This window comes from Nocardia puris (assembly GCF_036051655.1).
GTDB classification, from domain to species: Bacteria; Actinomycetota; Actinomycetes; order Mycobacteriales; family Mycobacteriaceae; genus Nocardia; species Nocardia puris.
Window position 1 is genome coordinate 6,102,302 of sequence record NZ_CP107943.1, and the last position, 25,528, is coordinate 6,127,829.

Annotated in this window: 27 protein-coding genes; 6 read left to right on the forward strand and 21 right to left on the reverse strand. The window is 70.2% G+C overall.

Annotated features, from left to right (window positions below):
* Positions 1-52: 52 nt before the first annotated feature.
* From OHB21_RS28205 to OHB21_RS28220, 4 genes are read right to left on the reverse strand one after another with little or no spacing between them, the layout of a single operon-like run.
* On the reverse strand, positions 53-1,435 hold the full coding sequence (locus OHB21_RS28205; protein WP_195124180.1) for a hypothetical protein: 1,383 nt from the start codon (positions 1,433-1,435) through the stop codon (positions 53-55).
* Positions 1,436-1,447: 12 nt separating this feature from the next.
* Positions 1,448-2,983 carry a hypothetical protein gene (locus tag OHB21_RS28210; RefSeq protein WP_195124181.1) on the reverse strand — a complete coding sequence of 512 codons (1,536 nt, stop codon included), beginning with the start codon at positions 2,981-2,983 and terminating at the stop codon, positions 1,448-1,450.
* Complete coding sequence (locus tag OHB21_RS28215; RefSeq protein WP_067502011.1) at positions 2,980-3,195, reverse strand: hypothetical protein; 216 nt, start codon at positions 3,193-3,195, stop codon at positions 2,980-2,982. The genes OHB21_RS28210 and OHB21_RS28215 overlap by 4 nt, the downstream gene beginning before the upstream one ends.
* Positions 3,196-3,215: 20 nt before the next feature.
* On the reverse strand, positions 3,216-4,151 hold the full coding sequence (locus tag OHB21_RS28220) for an alpha/beta fold hydrolase (protein ID WP_195124182.1): 936 nt from the start codon (positions 4,149-4,151) through the stop codon (positions 3,216-3,218).
* A gap of 198 nt (positions 4,152-4,349) precedes the next feature.
* On the opposite strand from OHB21_RS28220, the gene OHB21_RS28225 reads away from it, so the two are divergent.
* The 3 genes from OHB21_RS28225 to OHB21_RS28235 all read left to right on the forward strand — a co-directional run bounded on the left by OHB21_RS28225 (position 4,350) and on the right by OHB21_RS28235 (position 6,955).
* Positions 4,350-5,045 carry a TetR/AcrR family transcriptional regulator gene (locus tag OHB21_RS28225; protein ID WP_232331584.1) on the forward strand — a complete coding sequence of 232 codons (696 nt, stop codon included), beginning with the start codon at positions 4,350-4,352 and terminating at the stop codon, positions 5,043-5,045.
* A 121-nt stretch (positions 5,046-5,166) separates the two neighbouring features.
* A complete protein-coding gene (locus tag OHB21_RS28230; protein ID WP_067502003.1) occupies positions 5,167-6,312 on the forward strand; it encodes an acyl-CoA dehydrogenase family protein in 1,146 nt (381 codons plus the stop codon).
* The gene (locus OHB21_RS28235; protein WP_067502000.1) at positions 6,296-6,955 is read left to right on the forward strand and encodes a TetR/AcrR family transcriptional regulator; all 660 of its coding nucleotides are present in this window, start codon (positions 6,296-6,298) and stop codon (positions 6,953-6,955) included. Before OHB21_RS28230 ends, OHB21_RS28235 begins: the two co-directional genes overlap by 17 nt.
* Positions 6,956-6,961: 6 nt before the next feature.
* Here the strand turns inward: OHB21_RS28235 and OHB21_RS28240 are convergent, their stop codons facing one another.
* Positions 6,962-7,321 carry a hypothetical protein gene (locus OHB21_RS28240; protein ID WP_067501997.1) on the reverse strand — a complete coding sequence of 120 codons (360 nt, stop codon included), beginning with the start codon at positions 7,319-7,321 and terminating at the stop codon, positions 6,962-6,964.
* A gap of 336 nt (positions 7,322-7,657) precedes the next feature.
* Here OHB21_RS28240 and OHB21_RS28245 point away from each other — a divergent pair, with 336 nt between their 5' ends.
* On the forward strand, positions 7,658-8,350 hold the full coding sequence (locus tag OHB21_RS28245; protein WP_067501994.1) for a hypothetical protein: 693 nt from the start codon (positions 7,658-7,660) through the stop codon (positions 8,348-8,350).
* Here OHB21_RS28245 and ligD read toward each other — a convergent pair.
* From ligD to OHB21_RS28300, 11 genes are all read right to left on the reverse strand, one after another.
* Positions 8,347-9,351, reverse strand: coding sequence for a non-homologous end-joining DNA ligase (ligD, locus tag OHB21_RS28250; protein ID WP_067501991.1), 1,005 nt, complete (start codon positions 9,349-9,351; stop codon positions 8,347-8,349). The two genes, OHB21_RS28245 and ligD, sit on opposite strands and share 4 nt — an antisense overlap.
* Positions 9,348-10,436, reverse strand: coding sequence for an ATP-dependent DNA ligase (locus tag OHB21_RS28255; protein WP_195124183.1), 1,089 nt, complete (start codon positions 10,434-10,436; stop codon positions 9,348-9,350). The genes ligD and OHB21_RS28255 overlap by 4 nt, the downstream gene beginning before the upstream one ends.
* Before the next feature lie 137 nt (positions 10,437-10,573).
* A complete protein-coding gene (locus OHB21_RS28260; protein WP_067501988.1) occupies positions 10,574-10,969 on the reverse strand; it encodes a cold-shock protein in 396 nt (131 codons plus the stop codon).
* Positions 10,970-11,002: 33 nt separating this feature from the next.
* Entirely contained in the window at positions 11,003-12,103 is a 1,101-nt protein-coding gene (locus OHB21_RS28265; RefSeq protein WP_067501985.1) for an SPFH domain-containing protein, read from the reverse strand.
* 41 nt (positions 12,104-12,144) lie between these two features.
* Complete coding sequence (locus OHB21_RS28270) at positions 12,145-12,363, reverse strand: hypothetical protein (protein ID WP_067501982.1); 219 nt, start codon at positions 12,361-12,363, stop codon at positions 12,145-12,147.
* Between the two features lie 84 nt (positions 12,364-12,447).
* Positions 12,448-13,155, reverse strand: coding sequence for an MgtC/SapB family protein (locus OHB21_RS28275; RefSeq protein ID WP_067501979.1), 708 nt, complete (start codon positions 13,153-13,155; stop codon positions 12,448-12,450).
* A gap of 278 nt (positions 13,156-13,433) precedes the next feature.
* A complete protein-coding gene (locus OHB21_RS28280; RefSeq protein ID WP_195124184.1) occupies positions 13,434-14,060 on the reverse strand; it encodes a TetR/AcrR family transcriptional regulator in 627 nt (208 codons plus the stop codon).
* A 46-nt stretch (positions 14,061-14,106) separates the two neighbouring features.
* The gene (locus tag OHB21_RS28285; RefSeq protein ID WP_195124185.1) at positions 14,107-15,426 is read right to left on the reverse strand and encodes a pyridoxal-phosphate dependent enzyme; all 1,320 of its coding nucleotides are present in this window, start codon (positions 15,424-15,426) and stop codon (positions 14,107-14,109) included.
* Positions 15,426-16,865 (reverse strand): alanine racemase, encoded by a 1,440-nt coding sequence (locus tag OHB21_RS28290; protein WP_067501970.1) that lies wholly within the window; start codon positions 16,863-16,865, stop codon positions 15,426-15,428. The genes OHB21_RS28285 and OHB21_RS28290 overlap by 1 nt, the downstream gene beginning before the upstream one ends.
* Positions 16,862-18,145, reverse strand: a complete 1,284-nt coding sequence (locus tag OHB21_RS28295) for a heavy-metal-associated domain-containing protein (RefSeq protein ID WP_067501967.1) — start codon at positions 18,143-18,145, stop codon at positions 16,862-16,864. The genes OHB21_RS28290 and OHB21_RS28295 overlap by 4 nt, the downstream gene beginning before the upstream one ends.
* The gene (locus OHB21_RS28300) at positions 18,142-19,431 is read right to left on the reverse strand and encodes an aminotransferase class V-fold PLP-dependent enzyme (protein ID WP_228788442.1); all 1,290 of its coding nucleotides are present in this window, start codon (positions 19,429-19,431) and stop codon (positions 18,142-18,144) included. The genes OHB21_RS28295 and OHB21_RS28300 overlap by 4 nt, the downstream gene beginning before the upstream one ends.
* A gap of 138 nt (positions 19,432-19,569) precedes the next feature.
* Between OHB21_RS28300 and OHB21_RS28305 the strand changes: the two genes are divergently transcribed.
* The gene (locus tag OHB21_RS28305) at positions 19,570-19,989 is read left to right on the forward strand and encodes a pyridoxamine 5'-phosphate oxidase family protein (protein ID WP_067501964.1); all 420 of its coding nucleotides are present in this window, start codon (positions 19,570-19,572) and stop codon (positions 19,987-19,989) included.
* A 3-nt stretch (positions 19,990-19,992) separates the two neighbouring features.
* Here OHB21_RS28305 and OHB21_RS28310 read toward each other — a convergent pair whose 3' ends face one another.
* The 5 genes from OHB21_RS28310 to OHB21_RS28330 form a co-directional block, all read right to left on the reverse strand.
* Positions 19,993-20,427 carry a CBS domain-containing protein gene (locus OHB21_RS28310; protein ID WP_067501961.1) on the reverse strand — a complete coding sequence of 145 codons (435 nt, stop codon included), beginning with the start codon at positions 20,425-20,427 and terminating at the stop codon, positions 19,993-19,995.
* 83 nt (positions 20,428-20,510) lie between these two features.
* Positions 20,511-21,767: a PucR family transcriptional regulator gene (locus OHB21_RS28315; RefSeq protein ID WP_067501958.1), complete on the reverse strand. Its 1,257-nt coding sequence runs from the start codon at positions 21,765-21,767 to the stop codon at positions 20,511-20,513.
* Between the two features lie 707 nt (positions 21,768-22,474).
* Positions 22,475-22,654 (reverse strand): hypothetical protein, encoded by a 180-nt coding sequence (locus OHB21_RS28320; protein WP_067501956.1) that lies wholly within the window; start codon positions 22,652-22,654, stop codon positions 22,475-22,477.
* 988 nt (positions 22,655-23,642) lie between these two features.
* Positions 23,643-23,873 (reverse strand): hypothetical protein, encoded by a 231-nt coding sequence (locus tag OHB21_RS28325; protein WP_067501954.1) that lies wholly within the window; start codon positions 23,871-23,873, stop codon positions 23,643-23,645.
* 216 nt (positions 23,874-24,089) lie between these two features.
* Positions 24,090-24,887, reverse strand: coding sequence for an SAM-dependent methyltransferase (locus OHB21_RS28330; RefSeq protein ID WP_067501951.1), 798 nt, complete (start codon positions 24,885-24,887; stop codon positions 24,090-24,092).
* A 364-nt stretch (positions 24,888-25,251) separates the two neighbouring features.
* On the opposite strand from OHB21_RS28330, the gene OHB21_RS28335 reads away from it, so the two are divergent.
* Entirely contained in the window at positions 25,252-25,482 is a 231-nt protein-coding gene (locus tag OHB21_RS28335; RefSeq protein ID WP_067501948.1) for a DUF397 domain-containing protein, read from the forward strand.
* The last annotated feature ends 46 nt before the right edge of the window (positions 25,483-25,528 follow it).

Sequence of the window (25,528 nt, forward strand, 5' to 3'; positions counted from 1 at the left end):
GATCGAACGACCCATTGTCGCAAACGCGCGCCGGGCGGTTGCCGCCCGGTCGCTACCCGCGCACGTTCGCCATCGTCTGTTTCGCCGTCTCCTTCAGCATCTCGGCGACCTCGGTGGCCGAGGGGACCTTCGCCGAGCGGCTCGAGTCCGTCACGTACTGCGACCAGCTGATGTGGTAGGTCACCCAGCCGTCGCGCACCGCGAGCGAGACGTCGGCGGCGGGGTCGTCGGACGCGGGCTTGTCGGTGATCAGGAACGCCACATCGCCGAGCCCGCTCACCTTGTCGACGGTGGCGTCCTTGCCGTACTCGGACTGCTGCCACGTCTCGTAGGTGGCGGTGAACTCGGGTCCGGGGTCGGTGCTCTTGTGCACGGTCAGGCTGGTGTAGATCGCCGCGTACTCGTACTTCTCGGTGGAGCCGGGCACCTCGAAGCGGATGGTGCAGCCCATCTCGTCGATCACGGCGTGCTTGCGGACCTCGCTCTTCGGGTACTTGTTCCCGGACGAGTCGGTGGTCGCCTTCTTGAATCCGTCGTCGGTGAACGAAGACGTGTCGGTCTCCGCGCACAGATCGTCTACGGCCGAGTATCCACGCAGATCGGCGTCGGCACTCGCGCCGCCGTTCCCGCCGGACCCGCCGAACGCGAACACGCCGACCGCCCACACGGCCGAGGTGACCGCAGCCGCGCCGACGGCCCACAACCAGCCTTTGCCGCCGCCACCCGACGACGCGGGCGCACCGGGACCGAACGGCGGCTGGCCGCCCGGACCCTGCGGGGCGAACTGCTGACCGGCGGGACCCTGGGGCTGGCCGAACGACTGCTGGCCCGCGGGAGGAAAGCCGGGTTGGGGGCCGTAGCCGGACTGCGCCGGCTGTGGGGGCTGCCCGGCCTGCGGAGCGCCTGGCTGCGCGTACGCGGACGGCCCGCCCGGCTGGCCCGGTTGCGCGTAACCGGCGAACCCGGAACCCGCGCCGGGCTGAGCGCCCGGCCCGAAACCGGGCTGCCCGGCCGCTGCGAATCCCGGCTGCGCCCCAGGTCCGTCCACCGGGAAACCGGGACCCTGTCCGGACTGCGGCGGCTGCCCGTAACTCTCTTGCGCCGGAACAGGATTCGGCGCACTCCCGTACCCGGGACCACCGGCGTTGAACGGAACCCCGGCGGTCGGCTGCCCCGGCGAGGACGCCTGCCCGGGGAGATCCAGCGCCGAACTACCCGCCGGCGGGCCGGCCTGCGGAAGGCTCGGCTGCGACGGCGCGCCGAACCCGCCCGGCTGCCCGAGCACGGTGGGATCGGCGGGCGCCACGGGTGTCTGCGCGCCCAGCACGGTCGGATCCGTCGCCGGATACGGCGGCGCGGGATGCTGCTGATTCGACTGATTCGTCCACCAGTCGTCGGCGGACGGACGCGGCTGATTCTCCCCCGGTGTTGTCATGGCGGCAAAATATCACGCCGCCCCGACGGCGTCCGCCGGGCGCAGCCCGGCGGCGGTCTCGGGATGTCCGCACGCATCGGCACGATCGGCGAGGCGGGCGCGCAGGACGGGTGGGATCTCCTCGCGCACCTCCACCAGCGCGTCCCACACCACGGGCGCGGTGTCCGCGGTGAGGGCGGCGAGGAATTCGTCCAGATCGTCCAGGCCGTCGAGGATGTCGAGGACGCGGGCGCGCCCGTCGGCGTCCTGGGCGAGCGCGACGGCGACCAGCGTGTCGATGTGTTCGCTCGCCGCCGCGGCCCGGATGGCGGCCAGCAGCTGCCCGCGGGTCAGCTCTCCCAGGCAGGAGGCCAGAATGCGCTGCGCCGCTTCGGGTAACGCGCCCACCAGCGCGAAACCCTGCCCCCACAGGTCGTGTTCGGCGATCACCCCGAGGACGGTCCGTAGCACGGGCCGTTCGTGCAGCACGGGCAGCGCCGCGACGCGCGCCCGATCACCGGCGTCCATGGCCAGCGCGATCGGCAGCATGGCCGCCCACAGCCCCGCCTCGTCGGCCCGGCGGACCAGGTCGGCGAGTTCGCCGTCCGGTTTCGCCGCGAGCCGCGCGGCCAGGAAGGCGCGCTGCTCGTCGTCGAGATGTTCGGCCAGGGGCAGCAATTCGAGCCAGAGCCCGCCGTCCAGCGCGGCGTCCATGACGGCGCCCAGCGCGGCCGGATCGTGCACGCCGGGCCGAGCGGCCAAGGCGCGCAACCCGTCCGGGCTCATCCCGGCCGTCACGGGCAGCAGCGTGGCCCACGCGTCGAGGGCGTGGACGGCGGCGAGCAGACCGTCGAGGACCTCGGGCCCGAGCCCGGCGGCGATATCGCCGATCCGGGCCCGGTTGGCGGGCGAGACGGTGTCGAGCAGGTCGATCGCCTCGGCCCACAGCCCGTGGTCGGCGGCCGCGCGCACGAGGCCGGGGATTCGGTCGGCGACGAGGTCCACCAGCCGGTCGGTGCCGGACTTGTCCTCGAGCAGGAACCCGACGCGCAGCAGATCGGTGTCCTCGGCGAGCGGCAGCGCCGCGCGCAGCACCTGCTCCGGCACCGCGCCGACGAAACGGCTGAGCGTGACGTGATCGCCCGCGCGGATCAGCACCCGCGCCACCTCGGCGGCCAGCGACGCGGGCACCGCGGCCAGCAGCGGTCCGGTGCGGCGCGGATCCAGTTGCGCGGCGGCGGCACCGAGGAACGGCGCGGGCAGCGCCCGCGCGATCGCCACCGCGCGCTCCGGCTCGACCGACCCCGCGACGGCCGCGCACAGCACCGGTCCGAACGCCCGCTCGGCGGCCTTCGCGCTGATCGCGGTCGGCACGAGTGCCGAGGCGGCGGCGACGCGTTGCAGGCGTTTCGAATCCCGGTCGAAGAGCAGATCGGTGGCGCGCTCCCGGAAGGCGCGCAGGGCCTCGGGGGAGAGCGCACTCAGGAAGTCGAGCGCGGATTCGTCCGGAATCTCCAGCAGCCGAGCGAGTTTCGTGATCTCGGCGCGCGTGAGCAGGTGGGTGGTCACAGGCCGAGCACCTTCTTCACGGCCGGGCGCAGGAGCCGGGGGATCAGGCCCAGCGACGATTCCACGGCCGCGCCGAGCCGTTCGGCGCGGCCGTGGAGAGCGGTGCGCAGCAACCGGTCCAACTCGGCCAGGTCGGCCTCGGGGAGCGCGGTGAACTCCTCGGGCAGGGGCGCGCCGAGCGTGCGGCTCAGCGTGGTGGCGGCGTCGGACATGGGCGCTCTGTCTCGGTCGGTCATCCGCGCGGGATGCTGGGGTCGGTGGCGGCCAGGTCCTCGGCGAAGTTCGCCAGCGCCTCGGCCACCAGCAGCGGTTCGGTCACCGGCAGCCAGTGGTCGCCGGGGACGGCGCAGCGCCACAGCCGGTCCACCCAGCGGCCGCTGCCGTAGTAGAGGAACGGCGGCACCAGCACGTCGGTGGTATCGACCAGCAACTGCACGGGCACGGCGGTGGTGCGCGGACGCGGGCGCAGCAGTCTGCGCGGCAGGTTGGCTGCGGCGATGCGCGCGCCGGTGCGCAGGTCACGGCGCCAGGTGGGCGCGCACGCGGCGCGGGCGGGCGCGATGCCGCCGAGTCGTTCGATCAGCAGCGTGCGCACGCGCGGCGGGTAGACGACGCGTCCGGCGGCGGTGCGCACGGATTCGGCGCTGTGGCGCAAGAACTTCCGATCTGTCACGAGTCGCGCGAGCAGCCGCGGGCGCAGCGCCAGCTCGCGCAGTTGCGCGCCGAGGTGGTCGAGGTTGGGACCGGAGATCGCTGTGAACGACGCGATCCTGGTGTTGGCCCGCGGATCGCTCAACGCCTCCCACACCTGGGTCGCGCCCCAGCCGTGCCCGCAGATGTGCGCGGGAGTGTGTGGGCTGACGGCGTCGAGCACGGTGAACAGATCGTCGGCCAGGCTCTCGAGGCGCAGGTCCGCGGTGGCGCGCACCCGGGAGCCGCCGTGACCGCGCACGTCGTAGGCGATCACGCGGAAGCCGTCGGCCAGCAGCACGGCCACCTCGGCCCACGCCCGGTGGGTGTCGGTGAGTCCGTGCACCAGCACGAACGGCGGCGCGGCGGGCTCGCCCCACTCGTAGACGGCCAGATCGCCGCCGGGGCCCGCGACGCGGCGGCTGCGGACCGGCCTGCGCGCGCCGGCGGAGTCGGTGGTGTCGGAGGAATCGGTCATCTGCTCGCCTCGGTCGGTCCCTGGCTGATCGGAGGTACCCGGATCGTACTGTCGGTACGTTCAACGATACTGACAGTACGTCACGCCGCTGGCAATGGTCCGGCCGTCTCGGACAGGTATGAACTGAGTCACCCTCCGTGACATTTGCCGCCGATCGACGGCAGTGACCGTACCGCCGGTACATGTATGCTCTCCGGCGTGGCCCGCACCAATGTCCGCCCCGCGCGCACGACGATCACCCGCGAGGAGATCGTCGACGCCGCGATCCGGGTGATCGACCGCGACGGTCCCCGCCCGAGCATGGACGACATCGCCCGCGAGGCGCGCATCACCAAACCCCGCCTGTACCGGCAGTTCGCCGACAAGGCCGACCTCTACACCGAGATCGGCGACCGGATGGCGCGCTCGGCGGCCGCCGCCGCGGGCAACGACCTCACGCTGGTCCTGCAACCGCCGCGTGCCGCGCTGCACCGCGTGCTGACCGGATACGCCGACAGTATCCTGGCGCACCCCAACGTCTTTCGCTTCCTGGGGCAGGCGCAGGTCAGCCAGCAGGCCGACGGTTCGGTATTGCAGTTCGATCTGGGCCGCGCCGCCGCCGGACGTTTCGCCAAGCAAGCGCGCGCGATCGTCGACGCGCTGCCCATCGAGGCCGACGGCATCGACTACCTGGCGCGCGCCGTGGTCGGCGTGGTCGTGGCGGTCACCGATCTGTGGCTGGGGGACTCGGGCCGGCCCGATCCGGAACGCACCGCCGAATTCGTCGACCAGGCCACCGAATTCGTGTGGGGGCTGATCGACGGATTCCTGCGCCGCCAGGGGATCGACGCCGATCCGGACACGCCCATCTTCACCACGCTCGCGGCCGTCGAGGCCGACCGCCCCGCCGACTGAGCGCTCTCGTTCGCCCGATCGGGACACCGCCGGGCCCGCATTGTTGACATCGTGCCAATAGTGCTGGACCCTGGTGCCACGGACCGGCGCCGAGGCCGGCCGGGAACGAAGGATCGGTGACATGGCGCGCGCGGCGTGGAGTGACGACGAGGTCGAGGCGGTACGCGAACTCGCGAGGACCTTCTTCGAGAAGGAGGTGGTCCCGCACGAGGAGAAGTTCGTCGCGCAGGGCCACCCCGACCGCCCCCTGTACAACCGGGCCGGGGAGCTGGGGCTGCTCTGTGCGGCCATTCCCGCCGAATACGGCGGGGGCGGCGGCACTTTCGCCCACGAGGCGGCGATCATCGAGGAGCAGGCGTTCGCCGGCGACGGCTCGCTCGGCATGTCGGTGCACAGCGCGATCATCGCGCCCTACCTCGCGGAGTTCGGCTCCGAGGAGCTCAAGCGCCGGGTGCTGCCCAAGGCCGCGTCGGGCGAGATGGTGCTCTCCATCGGCATGACCGAACCCGGCACCGGCTCGGACCTGCAGAACATCAAGACCCGCGCGGTGCGCGAGGGCGACGAGTACGTGATCACCGGCTCGAAGATCTTCATCACCAACGGCTGGCTCTGTGACGGCATCATCCTGGCCGTCAAGACCGACCCCACCAAGGGCGCGGCGGGCGTCTCGCTGATCTTCGCCGAGGTCTCCGACGACACCCCCGGCTTCACCCGCGGCCGCATCCTGAACAAGATCGGCGGCAAGGCCCAGGACACCGCCGAACTGTTCTTCGACGGGCTGCGCGTGCCCGCGTCGAATCTCCTCGGCGAGGCCGAGGGCCAGGGCTTCTACCAGATGATGCGGCTGCTGGCGCAGGAGCGGCTGGTCACCGCCGTGATCGCCACCGCCATGATGGAGAAGGCGGTCGAGCTGACCGTCGACTACACCAAGGGCCGCGAGGCGTTCGGCAAACCGCTGTTCGCGATGCAGAACACCAAATTCGAGCTGGCCGAATGCGCCACGCTGGCCCAAGTGTGCCGCACCTTCCTCGACGACGCGATCGTCAAGCACCTGCGCGGCGAACTCGACATCCGCACCGCCGCCATGTCGAAGTACTGGATCACCGACCAGCTGGGTATCGTGGTGGATCGCTGCCTGCAACTGTTCGGCGGCTACGGCTACATGACGGAGTACCCGATTTCCCAGCTCTACACCGGTGCCCGCGTCCTGCGCATCCTCGCGGGCAGCAACGAGGTGATGAAGGATCTCATTGCGCGGTCTCTCTGACACCCGACCCGAGAACGGGGCGGCGCCGTCCGACGGCTCGCCCCGCCGTCGTCGCCTGGAACCGGACGAACGGCGCGCCCAGATCCTGGCGTGCGCCATCGATATGTTCGGCGAACGCCCGTACGCGGCGGTCTCCACGGCCGAGCTGGCGCAGCGCGCCGGGGTGGCGCGCGGTCTGATCAACCACTATTTCGGCAACAAGCGCGATCTCTACCTCGCGGTGGTGCGCCGCATGGTGACGCTGCCCAAGCTCGCCGATATGACCGTGCCCACGGGCACCGACCGCGAACGCGTCGACGCCAGCGTCGCCTGGCTGCTGGACACCATCGCCGAACACGGCAGCACCTGGGTGAAGGTCACCTCGCACGAAGGGGTCGGCGACGATCCGGAGGTGCAGCAGATCCTGGACGAGGCCGATGACGCCGCCGCCGAGCGCACGCTGCTGATGATCGGGCTCGCCGGTTCCGCGCATCAAGCGGAGTTGCGCGCGATGGTCCGCGCCTACGGCGGCATGGTGAAAGTGGCCGGACGCGAATGGATCACCCGCGGCAACCTCACCCGTGAGCAGGTGCACGAGCTGCTGGCCGACGCCCTGCTGACGCTGGTCACCGAGACCATGCCGAAGGTCGGCCGGAAGCGCTGATCCCGGTCAGGCGGGCAGCTGCGGCGGGGTGTCCGACCGCACGGGTTCCATGCTGTAGCGCACGGTGCCCACGTGGCCGGGCGCGTGCCCGTGGCGGCCGTACTTGCGTTCGATCACTTCCTCGCGCCGGTGCTCGACGACCAGCGCGCCGATGCCGAGGATCCACAGCAGGGCGGTGACGACCGCCCCGACCTGCGCCCACCCGGTGAAGCCGTACCCGGCGGCGGTCAGGGTGCAGGCCATCGCGGCCACCCCGACGGCGCAGAGCACGATGCCGGGCATGTTGTAGTTATCTCCCAGCAGATCACCCGCTTGGGCGTGCCAGGGCCGGTCGTCCGCGGCCGGTGACTCGTTCTGTCCGAGCATCACATTCCTCCTGACCTCGTCAGCGCACGATCAGCGACGCCATCTGGTGCCCAGCATGCGCCTCGCGCCCGCGTGATCGCGAGCGTTGTGCCGAGTTCGTTATCCGGCGGCCGATCGGACAAACAGGTGGTGCGCAGCGGTTTCCTCCGTATTCTGTAGCTGATTTCGCCCGTCCGGGGCCCTCCGCGGTGACAGTGCGCCGCCGCGGGATGTGCTGTCCGGGCGGGTGTCGAAGCCGCCCGATCGGGCCCGCGTGGCCCGGCCGTGCGGTGGCGTTATCGGGGCGGGATCGGGTTACCGGGGCCTGCGCGAGAGTTGGATGCGAGAGGGACCTGGATGGCACGCACGCAAGGGCAGGAACGCGAGCGTTGGCCGCACGCATGGCCGGAGGAGCAGGAGGGGGAGGAGTACTACTACCAGGAGGACCACGGCCCCGCGCGGCCGATCGTGAACCCGTACGCGGTGATCGCGCTGGTGGCGGCGCTGCTACTGGTGTTCCCGGTCGCCCTGGTGTTCGGGTTGATCGCGTTCAGCCATCCGCGCGGGCGGGTGATGGCGACCTTCGCCCTGTTGCTCGGCGCGGCGCAGGTCGCGGCCGTCGCGGCGTTCTTCCTGCTGCCGGGCTCGCTGCTGCCCGAGACGGACTTCCTGTCCGGCGGTTCGACGCCGCCGCCGCCTTCGACGGTGGTCGTCACGTCCGTCGTGACGGCGACTCCCACGGCGGCGCCGCCCGCGGCCCCCGCACCCACCGCCGCCGTGCCCACCGTACGCAAGGGCGCGAGCTGCGACGCCGACGATGTGGGCGCCATCGGCACGGCCGAGGACGGTGGCACCTTGCTGTGCCTGGAGACCTCCGGCGCGCGGGGCGGCTACCAGTGGTCGGGCCCATACCACGTGGGCACCGGCTTGTTCGAGCCCGGCGAGCGCTGCGATCCGTCGATCGCCAGGACCGGCCGCACGGCGGAGAACCGCGCGCTGGTCTGCGAATCCGGGACCGGCGGGCAGACCTGGACGGAGTGGACGTCCTAGTCGGCGGTCTTGCGGGCCCGGCTGGGCTGCACGCGCGGCGGTTCGTTCGGCATCTTCGGGTACTGCGGCGGCCAGGGCGCGTCCATGAGTCCCGCGGCCATATCGCGCTCGGACATCTCCAGCAGCGGCGCGATCGACTGCGGCTCCCGGTCGGCCCACGGGTCGCCGCGTTCGGCGAGCCGGGCGGGCACGGTGGCGAGGGTGAGCTCGTCGGGCACGACGGTGTCGAGTTCGTTCCAGGAGATCGGCGTCGAGACCTGCGCGCCCACCTTCGGGCGCACGCACCACGCGCCGAACACGGTCTTGTGCGGGGCGTTCTGGTTGTAGTCGATGAACACCCGCTGTCCGCGCTCCTCCTTCCACCAGTGCGCGGTGATCAGGTCGGGGTGCCTGCGCTCCAGCTCCCTGGCCAGCGCCACGGCCGCGGCCCGGACCTGGTACCCGTCCCACTCCTCGCGCAGCGCCACGTAGATGTGCAGGCCGCGCGAACCGGAGGTCTTCACGCGCGAGTCGATGCCGAGTTCGGCGCACAGGTCGCGGGTGAGCACGGCGGCCTGCTTCAGGTCCTCGAAGGTGATGCCGGGCGAGGGATCGAGGTCGATGCGCAGCTCGTCGGCGATGCGCAGATCGCCGACGTGGTTGGGCCATACGTGGAAGCCGAGGCAGCCCTGGTTGACCGCCCACAGGATGTGCGCCAGGTCGTGGGCGACCAGCGCGTCGCTGGTGGTGCCGTTGGGCGTGGACACCTCGACGGTGTGCAGCCAGTCCGGCGCGGACTTGGGCACCCGCTTCTGGAACCAGGACTTGCCCGACGCGCCGTCGGGGTAGCGCTCGAGCAACAGCGGCCGGTCGCGCACCACGCCGAGAAACGGCTCGGCCACCGCTTGGTAGTAGCGCACCAGATCGAGCTTGGTCTCACCCCGCTTGGTGAAGTACACCTTGCCGGGATTGCTGATGGTGACCGTGCGCCCGTCGGTCTCGACCTCCACCGACTCGCTCACCGCGCGCCCTCCGCCTCGGCGAAGATCGCGCTCAACTCGGCGGGCGGCGCCTCGTCCAACTGCGCGTACGTACAGGATTCGGGGGTGCGGTCCGGGCGGAACCGCACCAGCCTGCCGCCGTGGCGCAACCGCCCCGACTGCACGTGCTCGTAGCGCACCTCGGCGACCAGTTCGGTGCGCACCGCCTCCCACGAGAGGTCCTTGCCGCCGGACCAGCGGCTCAGCCCGCCCGGCATCTTGCCCTCGGCCGAGGCCTGCGCGGCGGCGTCGGCCCACTCCCGCCACGGGTGGTGCTCGAGGGCGTTCTCGCGCAACGGTTTCAGCTCCTCGACCAGCTCCTTGCGCCGGGCCGCGGTGAAGCTGCTGGCCACGCCCACGTGATGCAGGTGGCCCTCGTCGTCGTAGAGCCCGAGCAGCAGCGAGCCGACGCCCTCGCCGTCCTTGTGCCAGCGGAATCCGGCCACCACGCAGTCGGCGGTGCGCTCGTGTTTGACCTTGAGCATCACCCGTTTGTCCTGCCGGTACGGCTCGGCGTCGGCCTTGACCATCACGCCGTCGAACCCGGCGCCCTCGAACCGGGTGAACCAGTCGTGCGCGACATCCGGATCACGGGTGAGCGGGGTGAGGTGCACGCGCGCGAGCGCGGTGTCGAGAATGGCCTCGAGCCGGCGCCTGCGCTCGGCGAACGGCTCCCCGGTGAGGTCCTCGTCGCCGAGGGCGAGCAGGTCGAACGCCACGAAACTGGCGGGCGTCTCCACCGCCAGCTTGTTCACCCGCGAGGCGGCCGGGTGCAGCCGGTTCTGGAGCGTGTCGAAATCCAGCCCGTGCTCGGTGACCACCACGATCTCGCCGTCCACCACGCAGCGCGGCGGCAGCGCGGCGCGCAGCAGGTCGGCGACCTCGGGGAAGTAGCGGGTGAGTGGGCGGTCGTTGCGGGAGCCGAGCTCCACCTCGTCGCCGTCGCGGAACACCACGCAGCGGAAGCCGTCCCACTTCGGCTCGTAGGCGAGCCCGGGATCGCGCGGCACCTCGTGCACCGCTTTGGCGAGCATCGGCGGCACGGGCGGCATCACCGGTAGGTCCACGCGGTCCTCCTCGGGTCGTCGGTACCCACACCCGTACCGACGCCGCGAGCGCGCGGATTTCATCGGTCCGGACGCGAGACGGCGTCGCACCGATGGTATGCGCGCCCACCGACAGCGGCGGGCGCGCCGCGCGGAGGTCAGTCCAGCCAGCCGCGCTGGTCGGCGAAGGCGGTGAGACGTTCCCGGATGGTGAGGATCTCGCCCGCGGTGAGCGCGGGACTGGCGTCGAGCAGCAGTTCGGTGATCAGGCGGCGGTGCTCCTCGGCGGTGAGCTGGCCGGTGCCGGATCGTTCCTTCTTGGCGCGCGGCGCCGCGACGGGCGCGCCGCCGACGGCGCTGAGATTGACAGCTTTCGGGCCGCGATCACCCTCGGTGACGTCGAACTCGAATACCCGGCCCTGGCGCAGTTCGTCCTCGTCGAGCCCGATGTCGTTCACGTGGACGAACACATCCGGTCCGCCGTCCTCCGGGCGAATGAATCCGAACCCCCGGGAACTGTCGAACGACACCAATTTTCCGATGGACACCAACACCCGCTCCTCGCCGCCGTCGCTACCTCGGCCACTTTAGCCCGCATTATCGTCCGTGTTGTTCGAAAGCGCCTTCTGAAGCGAGTTGAACACCGTCAAACCCTGTCCCACCATTCCGTTCACCAATTCACCGACGCCTTCGGGTCCGTTCAGCACGGTGAGATTGGCGCCGTGCAGGCCTTGGGAGGCCTGCTTGACGATTTCGGGCAGCTGTTCGATCAGCAGCTGGTCCAACGCGATCCGGTTGTGCGAGGCCGCGGCCTCGGCCTGGATCCTGGTGCGGTCGGCCTCGGCCTCGGCCAGGATGCGCACCCGATCCGCTTCGGCCTGAGCGGGTTTCACCACCTCGGACTGCAACTGCTGCTCGCGCAGGTCGGCCTCCTTGCGCGCCTGTTCGGCCTGCGCGGTGAGCACTTCCTGTTTGGCGATCGCCTCGGCGAGCGGGCCGGCTTGTGCCGCTTCGGCATTCGCCTTGTCGATATCGTGCTGGTACTGCGCGGTGAGCACCGCGGTCTCGCGCTGGTATTCGGCCTGCTTGCGCAGTGATTCCTGTTCGGCCTCGGCGGCACGCTGCGCGGCCTGGGCCTGCGCGATCTGCGCGTCGCGCTGCACGGCCGCGTTGTGCGGGGCGGCGAGCGCGTTGATGTAGCCGAGGTCGCCGTCGTCGATGGACTGGATCTGGAACGAGTCGACCGAGAGACCGATATTGCCCATCTCCACCTTCGAGGCCAGCAGGACCTCGTCGGCCAGGCGCTGGCGTTCGCGGATGATCTCCTCGACCGTCATCGAGCCGACGATGGAGCGCAGGTGGCCGGAGAAGATGCGCCCGGTCAGGATCGACATCTCCTGCTCCTGCTCGGAGAGGAAGCGCTGCGCCGCGTTCACGATCGAGGCGGTATCGTTGGCGATCTTGAAGGCGATCACCGCGCGCACGTCGAGCTGGATGGCCTGTTTGGTGACGCAGCGCTCCCGGATCTCGGCCTCGTACATGGCCAGCGACAGGTAGCTGACCTTGCGGAAGAACGGCACCACCCAGGCGCCGCGGCCGATGATGACGCGGAACGGCGCGTTGTCCTTCGCCGATCCGCCGCTCACCAGCATCGCTTCGTCCGGCCTCGGCACGTGATAACCCAGCACGGGTGTCTCCCTTTTTCGTTCGTTCGGAAATGTTCTGGCGACTATTCCGATGTCAGCGGAATCCAAGGCACGACGTCGACGATGCGCCCGGGATGCACCGCGACGATCAATACGGTGGCGCCCACCTCGATCGGCTCGGTGGCCCGCGCGATATACAACTCCGTCCCCCCGCGAATCGCGACCAACACCTCTCCCAGTGCCCCGGCGCCGCGGATGGGCGTGCTGATCGTCCCCGTCAAACCCTGCACGGGATCGGTCATCGCCTCGGAACTCCTCCGGTCGTCGTCGGGCGTGGTCAGCTTACTTGCGCCCGATCGTTTTTCGGTAACGAGTTCGCGACGCTGTCAGGCGCCGGCCGGATCGGGGGCGGCGACCCGCCAGCCGACGCTGGTGACCGAGGGCTCCAGCCCGATCCGGCTGACGGCGGATTCCATCTGCCGGTCGTCGCGCTGGTCGCCGAGCAGATCGGCGCGCACCTGCACGCGGCCGTCGCCGGTGTCGGCGCTGGACACCGCGACCAGCCGGAAGTCCGAGCGGGTCAGCGCCTGCACCAGCAGCGCGCGCACGTGCGCCTCGTGCGCGTCGTCGGTGACGGCGGCGAGTTCGTAGCCGACCGGCTCCTCGTCGCGCGCCTCGGGGCGGCGGTCGACGGCGCGCCCGACCGCCCGCAGCGCGATGTTCACCGTCACGATGGCGACGGTGCCCGCCAGCGCGGTGGCGAACATCCCCGCGCCGGCGAGCGCCCCGACGGCGGCCGAACACCACAGTGTCGCCGCGGTATTGAGCCCGCGCACGCTCAACCCGTCGCGGATGATGACACCGGCGCCGAGAAACCCGATGCCGGAGACGATTTGGGCGGCCACCCGGGTGGGGTCGGCCACGGCGCCCTCGAAACCGTTGGCGGACAACAGCACGAACAGCGTCGCGCCGGCCGCCACGAGGGCGTTGGTGCGCAGACCCGCCATGCGGGCCCGGTACTGACGTTCGAAACCGATCACCGCGCCGAGACCGACGCCGGTGAGCAGCCGCAGGATCATTTCCACCATCGACATGGCGCACTCCTCACGGAAAGGTCAGCGCACCGTCGAGGGCCGGTTCACCGGGGACGCGGGGCCACCGGTCCGGCGGGGGAGGTGTCGCTGGACGAATGGTCGGCTGACAGGGATATCGGACTGTTACCGCCGGGCATCCGGCTCACCTCCTTCGCATCGTGGAGATCGTCGGTGCTGAACGCGGCTGAGCCGCACGATTCGGCACCCGTGCGCCAGCCAGTAAACCCCGCGGACATACCGGGGGCAACCGGGTTGTGGCCGAGCACACCCGCGCGGGGTCAGTCGCGGTAGATGGTGCGGTAGGCGGTGAGCGTGGCGACGCAGTGGTCGACGATCTGTTCGCGCGTGGCCCGCAGCGAGCCGTTCAGCCAGGCCGAGAACATGCCCGCGTTGCCGCTGGCCATGGTGAGCGCGGCCAGCCTGCGCCGCACCGGGTCCTGGATGTGGGTGAACAGGTGGTCCTGGATGAGGCGGGTGAACGCGGGCATCACCGCGATGGTGGTCTGGCCGAGCCCGGTGCTCGAATACGGCTCGACGAGGAACAACCGCGATTTGCGCGGGTCCTCGAGCACCTTGTCCACCAGGATCTCGGCGAGGGCGCGGTCGCGCGAGGGGTCGTCGCCCGCGGCGAACGCGGTCATCGGCTCCAGGAATTCGTCGGCGATCTGCCGGTACAGCACGTCGAGCAATTCGTCGCGGCTGGCGAAGCTCTCGTAGAAGTAGCGGTCGGTGAGACCGGCGCGGCGGCACACCGCGCGCATGGTGACCCCCGCGGCGCCCGCCTCACCGATGAGGTCGAGGGCGGCCTCGAGCAGGGCGACGCGGCGCGCCTCGCGGCGCTCGGTGAGCGTCGTTCCACCCCAGATCCGGGGCACACCGTCCCCTGCTTCCTGCCCTGTCTGCACCGAACCACCTTAATTCGTGCCGCGTCCGAGCCCGCGCGGCACCGGGTCAGGCGCTGCTTTCCAAGGGCTGACCGGCATCGCGCCACGCGACGACCCCGCCGTCCAGGCTCGCGGCGTCGTGGCCGACGCGGCGGGCCAGCGCGGCGAACCGCAGCGAGATCTCCCCGACGGGGCAGACGAACACGACGGGCCGGGAGCGGGGGAACGGTATGCCGTGGGTGAGCATGTCGTCGAGCTGGTCGTCGCGGAGGTTGATCGCGCCGGGGACGTGGCCGATGCGGTAGGCCATCGCGCCGCGCGTGTCCACGATGGTGGGGCGGGCGTCGCGGTCGAGCTCGGTGAGTTCGGCGGGAGACAGGCGCGGGGTGGCGGCGAGCTCGGCCTCGGTGGGCCGGTGGCGGCCGGGTTTGCCGAACAGTTCGGGTCGGCGCTTCTTGATGTAGGAGAGGTATGGCTCGAGGCGGTCGCACACGATGATCACCGCGACGATCGGATCGTCGCTGCGCGAACGTTCCAGCGCGCCAAGGGTTTCCAGTGCGGCGGCGTAAGCCGCGCCGCTGGTGGGCCCGGCGAGGACGCCGAAGCCGGTGGCCAGGCGCAGGGTCGCGTCCACGGCGGCGCCGGAATCGACGGTGACGATGCGGTCGTAGAACTCCGGCTGGAACAGCCCGACGTCCCACATCTCGGTCTCCGACCGGATGCCGGGGATGAAGTCGGACCGCTCCGACACCACGGCCACCGTGCGCAACTCCGGATTGTGTTTGCGGAGATAGGTGGCCGCGCCGCGCGTGGAGCCGGTGGTGCCGAGGCCCCCGATCAGGTAGTCCACCCGGGTGATGCCGTCGGCGGCGAGATCGTCGTGGATCTCGCGCCCGGTGCCGAGATAGTGCGCCTCGACGTTCTTCTCGTTCGTGTACTGCGACGGATGGTGGTAGGCGCCAGGATCTTTCGCCATCGTCTGCTCGATGACCGCGTACACGTCGTTGGGGGTGGTGGGGTCGGGGCATTCGGACAGGCCGGGCAGTTCGACGATGTCGGTGCCGAGCAGGTGGAGCAGATCCCGGACCTCGGTGACCTTGATGCGATTGGTCACCGCCCGCAACCCGACCCCCGACAACCCGCCGAGCACACGCAGCGCCTTGGCGGTGTTGCCGCTGGACGCCTCGATGAGCGTGCGTCCTTCGGCGGCGAGCCCGTCGATCTCGTCGCGGATCATGCCCCACGCCACCCGGTCCTTGACCGAGCCGAAAGGGTTGTGCGACTCCAGCTTCGCGTACAGTTCCACCCCCGCCAGCCCGTGCCCGCGCGGGTCGAGGCGCAGCAGCGGCGTGTTGCCGATGAGGTCGGTGATGTGGTCGTAGCGCATCACATCACCTCGGCGCCGTTGCGGGCCGCGACAGGGGAGTACTCGTCGTCGGGGCAGATCTCGAATTCGCCGCCGCGGTGGACGACGGCGAACTTCGCGGCGGCGGGCCACCGGGAGGCCGAGGCGGCCGACAGGTCCGAGTGGTAGGCGGCGGTGTTCGGGAAGACCAGCAGGTCACCCGGGCCTGGTCGATGCGGCAACCACACCTTGCGCTGGGTGATCAGATCGCGTTCGAGGCAGAGCCGTCCGGCGAGGAACACTCCCACCGGCCCGGGGTCGGCGGGTGCGGTGGCGAGCAGCAGCGGGTCGACCATCACCTCCTGATCGGCCGGGGTGACCGCGTCGCGGCTGAGGTCGACGTGGACGAGGACAGTGCCGTCGGCGAGCTCCTTGGTGAATTCCACGCGCGCCACCGTGATTCCCGCGTGGTCGACCAGCGCCTTGCCCGGTTCGAGCCACAGGTCCAGGAGGTTGTCGGCGGCGACGGCCGCCACCGGGCGGCCGGCGTGCCGGTCCAAGGGCGCGTCGAGCAGGTCGGCGAGCATGCGGTCGGCGGGCACGGTGTTCGCGTACTTGTGGAACACGGGCGTGCCGTGCACCGCCGCGTCGTCCACGTGATAGCCGAAGGTGTTGTCGGCCCAGCTCATTCGCTCGCCCCGGCCGAGCAGGGAGTCGCGCAGCGCGTGGACGTAGGCGTCGAAACGGTCGGCATCGGCGGTGAACACCTGACGCAACCCGCCGCCGATGTTCAACACCGTGGGGGACAGACCCGCCGCGTAGGCGGATTCCACCAGCGTGAGGCAGGCGTCGATCGCGCGCACCCGTTCGGCGATCTCACCGGAGTCGAGGTGGAAGGCGAAGCCGCGGAAGGTGATCCGGCCGCGGTGCGTGGCCGCCAGGTTCAGCGCGTCGGCCGCGTGGTCGACCGGGATGCCGAACCGGCTGACCGGAGTGCTCGCGAATCCGGAGATCCGCAACAGGACCGGCACCTGCGCGCCGTCCTCCGCCAATTCCGTGAGGCGGGTGAGCTCCCACATATTGTCCACGTTGACGGTGACGCCGCACCGCACCAACTCCCGCAGGAACGCTTCGCCTTTCGGTCCGGTCACCTCGATGCGGGAGGGCGCGAATCCCGCCGCCAGCGCGCCGTGGAGTTCCCACGGTGAGGCCACATCGATCCCGATCCCCGCCGCGTGCGCCGCCGCGACGAACGCGCGCGAACGATTCACCTTGTGCGCGTAGCAGATCCGGTAGCGCGGTGATCTCGGCGTGAGCACGTCGCGCAGCCGGGCCACGTTCTCGGCGAACACCTGCGGGAACACCAGGTGGGTCGGTGTGCCCGCGCGCCGCACCGCCCGGTCGACGTCGTCGCGCGAATCCAGGAAGGCGCGCACCAGCGGATGGATCTTCGCGGGGAGCGCCGGGTGCGGCGCCGTCATACCGCGGATTCCGCTTGCGGGACTTCGGCTTCCGCGGCGGCCGGGTCGGGACGCTCCGCCACCGGGTTGTAGCCGCCGTCGCGCAACGCCTCGAATGCGCGGGCCCGGTTGCGCGGGCTGCGGAACTCGGTCACCACCCGCTTGCTCAGCAGGTCGATGTCGAGCACGTCGAGGCCCATGCCGGTGAGGATGCCGGTGATGGTGCGCACGCAGTGCTTGCAGTTCATGTCGGGGACGTAGAACACCTCGTCCGCCGCCGCGCCCGGCGCGTCGGCGTTCGGCTGCTGCTCGACGGGAATCTCGCGCACCCGCACCGCCGCGACGACGGCCGCGAACACCGCCACGAATCGGTCCACCACCTCGGGCAGGATGCTGTAGTGCTCGCCGTCGAGCCGGTGCGGCATGGCGGCCAGGCACGCGGGCCGGGTGCTCGGCGGCAGCAGGGCGTACTGGCGGGAGATGAGGTCCAGATCCTCGTGATACTTGGCGAGGGCGGCCGCCACGTCGAGCCCTTCCACCGTGGTGGCGCGCCGCATCACGGTGTGCGCCTCGGCGATGGTGGCGTCCTTCATGGCCCGCAGCGTCGCGACCGATTCGGCGGTGTAGCGCACCGTGCCGTCGGGCTGGGTCGCCAGCGTCACCGGGATCATGCCGCGCCGGTAGGTGGAGGCCTGCAACTCCCAGAACCACCGGGTCGCCACGGCGGCGAAGATGCCGGAATCAGCCATCCCCTTGGCGAATTCGACGGGTTCGCGATACGGGGTCTGGCGCGCCAGCAGGGCGTGCTGGGCCAGGGCCCGGCCGGTGGCCTCGAGGCCTACACGGAAGATCTCCAAGGGTTCGTGGTCGGTGGTGGTGCCCTCGAGGACCGCGCGATCCCGCGACCCGAGCGCGGCCGCCCGCTCGGCCAGGTCGGCGTTGTCGCGCAGCGAATGCCACAGCGCCAGCACGGTTTCCCGCGCCGCGATCGGCACGACCGGGCCGAGTCCGTCGGCGCGGTAGTGCCCGGTGTTGGGCACCCCGTCGCTGTCGGTCCACGCCATCCGGTGCGTCGCCGTGGTGACCTGGTACGGCTGGCACGGCCGCATGAACCGCTCCAGATACAGCCGCTGCGAGTAGTTCAGATGGCTGCCGGGCTCCGGACGCATGGTGGCGCAGGAGTATTCGAGCACGCGCGGCGCGGGCGGAGTGGTCTCGCCGTCGAACAGGCCGTCGCGGGCGAGGGTCGCCAGAATGCGGGAGGCCGCCCTCCGGTCGTAACGCGGGGTATCGATGGTCACGTGACCTCCTCGGCAATCGTCGTGACGCAGTCGGTGAACCGGTCGATCTCGTCGAGGGTGGTGTAGAGGTGGGTGCTCACCCGCACCGAATCCGGATCGGGATCGGCGCCCGGCGCGCAGTGCAGTCCTGTGCGGACCAGGAAGCCCGCCTCCCCGAGCACGAAACCCAGGTCGGCCGCGCTGATTCCGGCGAGGGTGAACGACACGATGCCGTGTCCCGTCGCGCACGGCGCGTACGCGGGGCCGGGCAGGAATTCGAGGCCGGGAGCGTCGCGCAGGCCGTCGATCAGCCGGCGCGTGAGCACGCGGTCGTGCTCGGCGATCTCGTCCAGGCCGAACGACTCCAGCACCTCGAGCGCGGCGCCCAGCGCGAGAATGCCGGGGATGTTGTGGGTGCCGCCCTCGAGCAGCTCCGGCATCTTCCCGGGGACCAGACCGGCGTCGGTGAGCGTCACGCCGGAGTTGCCGCCGGGCAGGAACGGCAGCAGCCGATCGTGGATTGCCCGGCGGCAGAACAGGATCCCGGTGCCGGGCGCGCCGAACATCTTGTGCGCGGCGAAGACCGCGAAATCCGCGCCGAGCGCGGTGACATCGACCGGCAGATGCCCGCCGCTCTGACTGCAATCCAGGCACACCAGGACGCCGGGGTCGAGGCGGCCGCGCAACTCCTCGAGCGTGGTGAGCCCGCCGTAGACGTGGTGCAGGTGCGAGGCGGTGAGCAGGCGGGTGTGCGGCGTGGTCTTGGCGAGGATATCGGCGGTGTCGGCCTCGCCGAGCGCCGTGGTGGCGTAGGGGATCAGCGTGATGCGACGGCCGAAGCGGGCGAGCAGGTCGCGCAGATGGAACCAGGGGTGCACGTTGGCGGCGTGATCGCGCGGGTTGTAGAGGATTTCGTCGCCGTCGGCGAGATTCGCCAGTCCCCACGACAGGGCCACGGCGTTGAGGGCGGCGGTGGCGCCCGAGGCGAAGACGATCTCGTCGGCGTGGGCCGCGCCGAGGAATTCCGCGGTGTGCGCACGCACTTCGGCGATCCGGGTGGTCAGCCCGGTCGCCCACCGGTAGGTGCCGCGCCCGGCGTTGGCGGTGCGCGACGAGTGGTACCGGTGCACGGCCTCGATGACAGGTCGCGGTTTCTGGGTGGTGGAGGCGCTGTCGAGATAGACCTCGGGTCCCTCGGCCAGCGCCGGGAACAGGGCGCGGACGCTGCCGGGCGGGGGTGGTGCGTAGGGGTTCGGGCGCGCGGCCGAGCGCCGGAGGGCGGGCGGGCCCGGTGCGGGTGACCCCAAGTGACGCTCCCTTCACGCGGATGCGCTCGGAACATCGATCAACGATACGCACTTTTCCGGGCGCGATCGAAGCTTTCACGTGGACAACGTGTTTCGCGGCCGCGCCAACTTGTCGGACCCCGGGGATACGCTGCCCGCATGCCATTGACCAAGGAAGAGAAACAGGAATTCCTCGCGCAGCCCCACGTCGCCGCGCTCGCGGTGGCCGCGGGGGCCGAGCGCGCCCCGCTGAACGTGCCCATCTGGTACGAGTACGAGCCCGATGCCGACGACGTCTGGGTGGTCACGCCCGAGGATTCGGTGAAGCTGCGCCACATCCGCGCGTCCGGCCGTTTCAGCCTGTTGGTGCAGCGCGTCGAACCCACCATCCGCTATGTCGGGGTGGAGGTCGAGGTCACCGGGATCACGCCGATGACCGTGGACGAGCACCGGGTGATGGCCGCGCGGTACCTGCCGCCCGAGGCGGTCGAGCCGTACTTGGTGCAGGCCGAGGGCTTCGGCCCGATGGTCACCGTGCACGCCCGCCCGCGGCGGTGGATCTCGGCCGATCTGGGCTGAGGATCAGTACCGGCCCTGCACGTAGTCGACGAGGTGCTGGCGTTCGGTGGCCAGTTCGGCGATGGCGCTCTTGACGACGTCGCCGATGCTGACGATGCCGACCAGCGCGCCCCCGTGCACCACGGGCAGGTGCCGGACGCGGTGTTCGGTCATGACGCGACGCAACCTGTCGACGTGGTCGTCGAGGTCGCAGGTGCGCACCTCGGCGGTCATGATCTCCGCGACCGGGGTGTCGAACAGCGCGGCGCCGTGCCGGTGCAGGCTGCGCACGACATCGCGCTCGGAGACGATCCCGGCGATCGTGGTGCCGTCCGGGGACACGACCACCGCGCCGATGTTGTGTTCGGCGAGCACGGCCAACAGGGCCCGCACCGTTGTCTCGGGCGCGACCGTGGCGACGTCGCTGCCCTTACTGCGCAAGATCTCCGCGATTCGCATACTTTTCACCATCCAGAACTCACGGGGTTCCAGGATCGCAAGTTCGCGGTCTCGTGACCAGCACGAATCCGCATCGGTCGGCGTTACAGGCGGCGTGCGACGGTCCGGTCCAGGTCCCGGGCCAGCAGCGCGATGGCCGCTTGGGATATGCCGGCGGAGGTGGCCAGGTCGATGCCGGTGAGCTGGGCGATGCGGCGCAACCGGTAGTCCACGGTGTTGGGGTGCACGTAGAGCTGACGGGCGGTGAGCTGGCGATTCATATCGTTGGCGAGGTAGGCGCGCATGGTGTCGAAGAGTTCGGTGTGCGCGTCCAGCGGGTCCAGCAGGGTCGCCAGGCGCCGGGTGGCGGGGCCGCCGCGGGTGAGCTGGTATTCGACCGCCAGGTCGGCCATCTCGTAGAGGCCGGGGGCGCGTCCGGCGACGCGGACCAGGTTGAGCAGTTCGTGGGCCTGGTCGGCGGATTCGGGGATGCGGTCGGTGTCGCCGGTGATCACGGTGGCGGTGAGCGGCACCTCGGCGGCGGTGGCGAGTTCGCCGAGCAGGTCCGGGGTGAGCGCGGGGACGCCCTCGGTGAGCGGCAGCAGCAGCGTGCCGCCCTTGGTGGAGAGCAGGGCGAGCGCGCGGGAGCGGAAGGTGGTGGCGAGCGCGGACTGGAGGCGGCGCAGTTTGCGCCGGGCCGCGACGTGCGTGTCCACCCGCGGGTCGCGCTCGTCGGCGTGCTCGGGGACGCTCAGCGCCACCACCTGGTAGGTGTCGGCGACCGGGATCCCCGCCTGCCGGGCCAGGGCGGAGCTGCCGCGCCCGCTGAGCAGCGCCGAGGCCAGCGTCTGCGCGGCGGTCTGGTGCTCGCGGGCCACCAGATGCTGCTCGTCCACGTACGCGTCGGACACCGCGGCGGTGATCACCTCGAGCAGTTCCAGCATCAGGTCGGTGGCCACGATGACCTCACCCACGTCGTCGGCCTTCGCACCGGCCGTGACCAGGCCGAACGCGATCCGCAGGCCCTCGTGGTAGGCGCGCAGGATGGTGCCGAGCGGCACGGCCTCGCGCGCCCACTGCGCGGCCGATTCGCGGACCTCGCCGAGCTGGTCGTCGTCGGGCACGGTGCGCCGGTCGAACATGTCCGCGGCCAGCGTGAGGCAGAACCGGGTCACCTTGGTGACGTCGCCGCGCAGCGCTTCGCCGGGCAGGGTGTGGCAGGGCGCGACGTAGGTCGCGAAGTAGCCGACCATGTGCGAGGCCACATGGTCGGTGTCCTGCAGCGGGACCGAGGCCGGCCGGCCGCCGATCTCGAGCGCCCCGTCGGAGGTGCCGGCCAGGTCCAGCCCGGTAAAGGTCATTCGTTGCGCTCCAGTGCCACCTCGGGCGTGATGGAACTGCGCCCGAATCGTTGCCTCACTATACGAAACAGTTATGAGTGCCGGAACTGTTCGGTGAGATCCATTGCAGCGCTCCGGCGTTGTGCGTGGTGACAAACCGAGCATCCGATCGGGCGACCTCCGCCAGCGCCCACGTCACGCCCGGGATACGGCTCGCTCGTGATCCGGCACATTCATCGCTTGCCCGCTTGACACTTCCTCATGGACAGTGGTGTGGGCCACTTCACCGCTCCGCCGGGGATCGCGCCGGCAGGTGGGTCGGCGCGATCCCCGGCGGGGCGGAAGTCCGCCTCGGCCGGGCGTCGACCGCCCGGCTCAGCGATATGGCACTCGGTGCCAGTGTGGTCCCTCCGCGTTCGCTCCGGGCTGCACGTTGGCGGTCCCTTCGGCTTCGCTCCGGGTACCCGCTTTGCGGAGGTGAGGTGGGCCCATTGGGTTGGCGTTCGGGGTGCGTTTGGGTGGTCTGTTCGGCCTTGTTGTGGGTTTCGCCTGGTGGAGGGGGTGGGTGCTCTGCTCGCCGGTGGGGTGGGGCTGGGCGCGGTGATTCGGTCCGATTGGTGGCGTGGGGGATTCGTGGTGGGTCGTTTGTTGCGTCGAGGTGCGGTGGAGCTTGGCGACGTGACGTGGGTGTCGGGAGTAGGTGGCGAGGGGTGGCCGGGGAGGGCGGTCTACGCGCTCATGCCCTCTTTGCCTGTGGCGGAGCGGATTTCGCGTTCGATGGCGAGGGCGGCGTAGTGCTGGCCGCAGGCGCGGAGTTGGGCGATGCGGTGCTGGACGGCCTCGGCGCCGTATACGGCGGCGATATCGGCGACGCCGAGACGGCGGGTGCGATGTGGCGGCTGATCCATGCGAACGACCTTCGGACAGGCGGCGCCGAGGCGTGGCACGGCGTCGTCGGCGCGGGCTCGGCGGGTAGAGGCTCCCCTTACTTCCGGGCCGATCCTATGCGGGTGTCCGGTACGGATGCAAGTGCATCTGTGCGAACATCGCTGTCCGGTAACGGGTTTGGCACTTGCCGGATCGTTGCCTGGCGAGTGGGTGTGCCCCGGCGGGTTGCCGTGCCCGGAATCGCAGCGCCGCAGCGGAATTCGAGGTCGCTGTTCGAGAAGCGGTCCGCGACCCGCGTGCAAGGGGCGCGTCGCACGATCGGGTGTGCATGCCGCGATCGCGCTCCCCAGATGCGCGGTGCATCCCGTGGAGACCAGGGGGAGGAGAGACGGCCGGTACACGTGGGGGTCGGCGTCGTGGGCGGAGTTCGCGAACCCGCGCTCTGGATATAAGGTCGTGCCGAGCTCTGCTCTGCGATGCCGCTCGGCGTGACGGATGCGTACGACTGTGTCACCCCGGGCCCGCACGACTGGACCATCCGACGCGGGTGCGATCGAACGTCCGGCGGTGCGCCGTACGCACGTCGGCGCCGATCCGCGCGATGCTCCCGCGGGCTGAATCCGGGGGTACGGGAATTACTGGAACCGGGCACGGATCAAATTGATACCTACCGCCCGGTTTTTGCGACGTCATTCAACACAAGCGTCCGTAATGTCCGGTGCGGACGCCAATTCGGCAGGTGTAGTCGAGGACGTGTTGAACGTTCATCCGGTGAAGCTGGTCCATATCCGGAGCGATCCGCCGAACGCCGACGGGATCGCCCGTTCACCTCGGGAACCGGTCAGGTGGGCGGGCGCGCGATCGAACGCGACCTGCGAGATGTCGGCGCATCCTGTGATCGCGCGCCCGAGTCGGCAGAGCGGGACTGTGGCGGCGCTCGAGATCAGCGGCCCGTCGACGTGGACATACCCGGTAAAGGCTTGTCCACCAGCACTTTTCGCCCGGAGACTACTCGTCGTCCAGGCCGGCGGACAGGTAGGCCGCAGCGGCCAGCCACTGCCGGCACTGGGGCCCGTGCACCTCGTGGGCGAAGAGGATCTCCCGCGCGCGGCGGTAGGTGAGGCCGCCCGGCTCCGCGCCGCAGTCGGCGGTGAATTCTCCCGCGGATCGAGCCCGCAGCGTCTCTACACCGAGGCCGCCCTGGGCGACCCGGTGGGGAGTTCGGAATGGTTGGCTCATTTCGACCGCCCCTCGCGTCCGACGATGGGGAGGTGAAGTGTGGTGACGCCGGCGAGAACTCCCTGCGCACCTCCCCGCGTTTCTGTGATCGAGTTTAGAGCCGCGTTCCTTACAGATGCAAGTACATCTGCACGAACGACCAACAGAAATACGAACGGCGGCCGCCTGCCCGAGGGCAAGTGGCCGCCGTTGCGCCCGTGGAATTCTCGTGACGTGTCAGGGTTTGCGCGCGACGCCGCCGTACGCCGAAATCGGGCGGACCTCGCCCACCTCGGTGGACGGCGCGCGCCATTGGGTGATGGAGGTGAAACCGGGCTCCACCAACTCCAGGCCCTCGAAGACGGCCTTGATGTCGGCCTGGGGGCGCGGAATGTAGGGGGTGCCGCCGGTGCCGGTGTAGTTCTCGCACAGCGTCACGTACGCCTGGCTGTCGTCGGTACCGTCCCACAGCACCAGGTAACTGCCCGAAGGCACGGCGTCCAGCACGGTTTTCACGATCCGCTTCATGTCGTCGTAGGTCTTGGCGTGGCCGAGCACGCCCATGAACATGACACCGATCGGTTCGTTGAAGTTCAAGACGTTCTGCGCGTCTTTGATGATCAGCTCGGGCTTGTGGTAGTCGGAATCGATGTAGGTGGTGACGCCCTCGGGGGTGGTGCTGGTGAGCAGCGCGCGGGCGTGGGTGAGCACCAGCGGGTCGTTGTCGACGTAGACGATCTTCGACTCGGGCGCCACGCTCTGGGCCACCTCGTGGGTGTTCTGCATGGTGGGCAGGCCGGTGCCGATGTCGAGGAACTGGCGAATGCCCTTCTCACCGGCGAGGAATCGGACGGCGCGGATGAGGAACTGGCGCGACTGGGTGGCCATCGCGGTGATGTCGGGGTCGACCTCGATGCCCGCGTCGCCCGCGATGCGATCGATCTCGTAGTAGTCCTTGCCGCCCATCCAGTAGTTCCAGATTCGTGCCGAATGTGGAATGTCGGTCCGGATCAGCGGGCTGTGGTCTTCGGACATTGCGTAAGACTCCTCAGGCGAGCGGGTGTGCGTGGCCGGACGTATCGGCCGGTGACCGCGTTTCGGGGCGCGCCGTGGGCGTCCGGCCCGGTGTCGCGAATGGCTGGTACATCCGATGTGCACTGTGACAGTACAAGATTCAAGTCGGTCCGGCGGGTCTGTTCGAGGACCTGAACACGGAGTTCACCGACGGGCCGGAATCACCGGTCACAAAGCCGACCGGTAGGTCCGAAACATCCGGTGCCACAGGGTGAACTTCGTGCTATCGTCCAGGCGTCGGTGCAAATGCAAGAACGTTTGAGCGTGCATCTGCAAGCGCCGACTCGAATGGATCCCTCACACTGGCTCAACCGAGGAGTGGGAAATGGTGAACTCGGAAACAACCCTGCCCAGGATCACCGGCGCGTGGCGCAAGAGTTCGTTCAGCGGCCCCAGTGGCGGCAATTGCGTCGAGATGGCCGAAGCGAGCGGCGGACTGGTCGCGGTGCGCAACTCGCGCTTTCCGGACGGCGCCGTCGTCTTCTACACCCGGCCCGAGATCGATGCGTTCGTGCGCGGCGCGAAAGCCGGAGAGTTCGACGATTTGACTAGCTGAAAGGTAACATTGCGGTCGGTGCGGTGTGTCTCGGGCGGACGTCTTT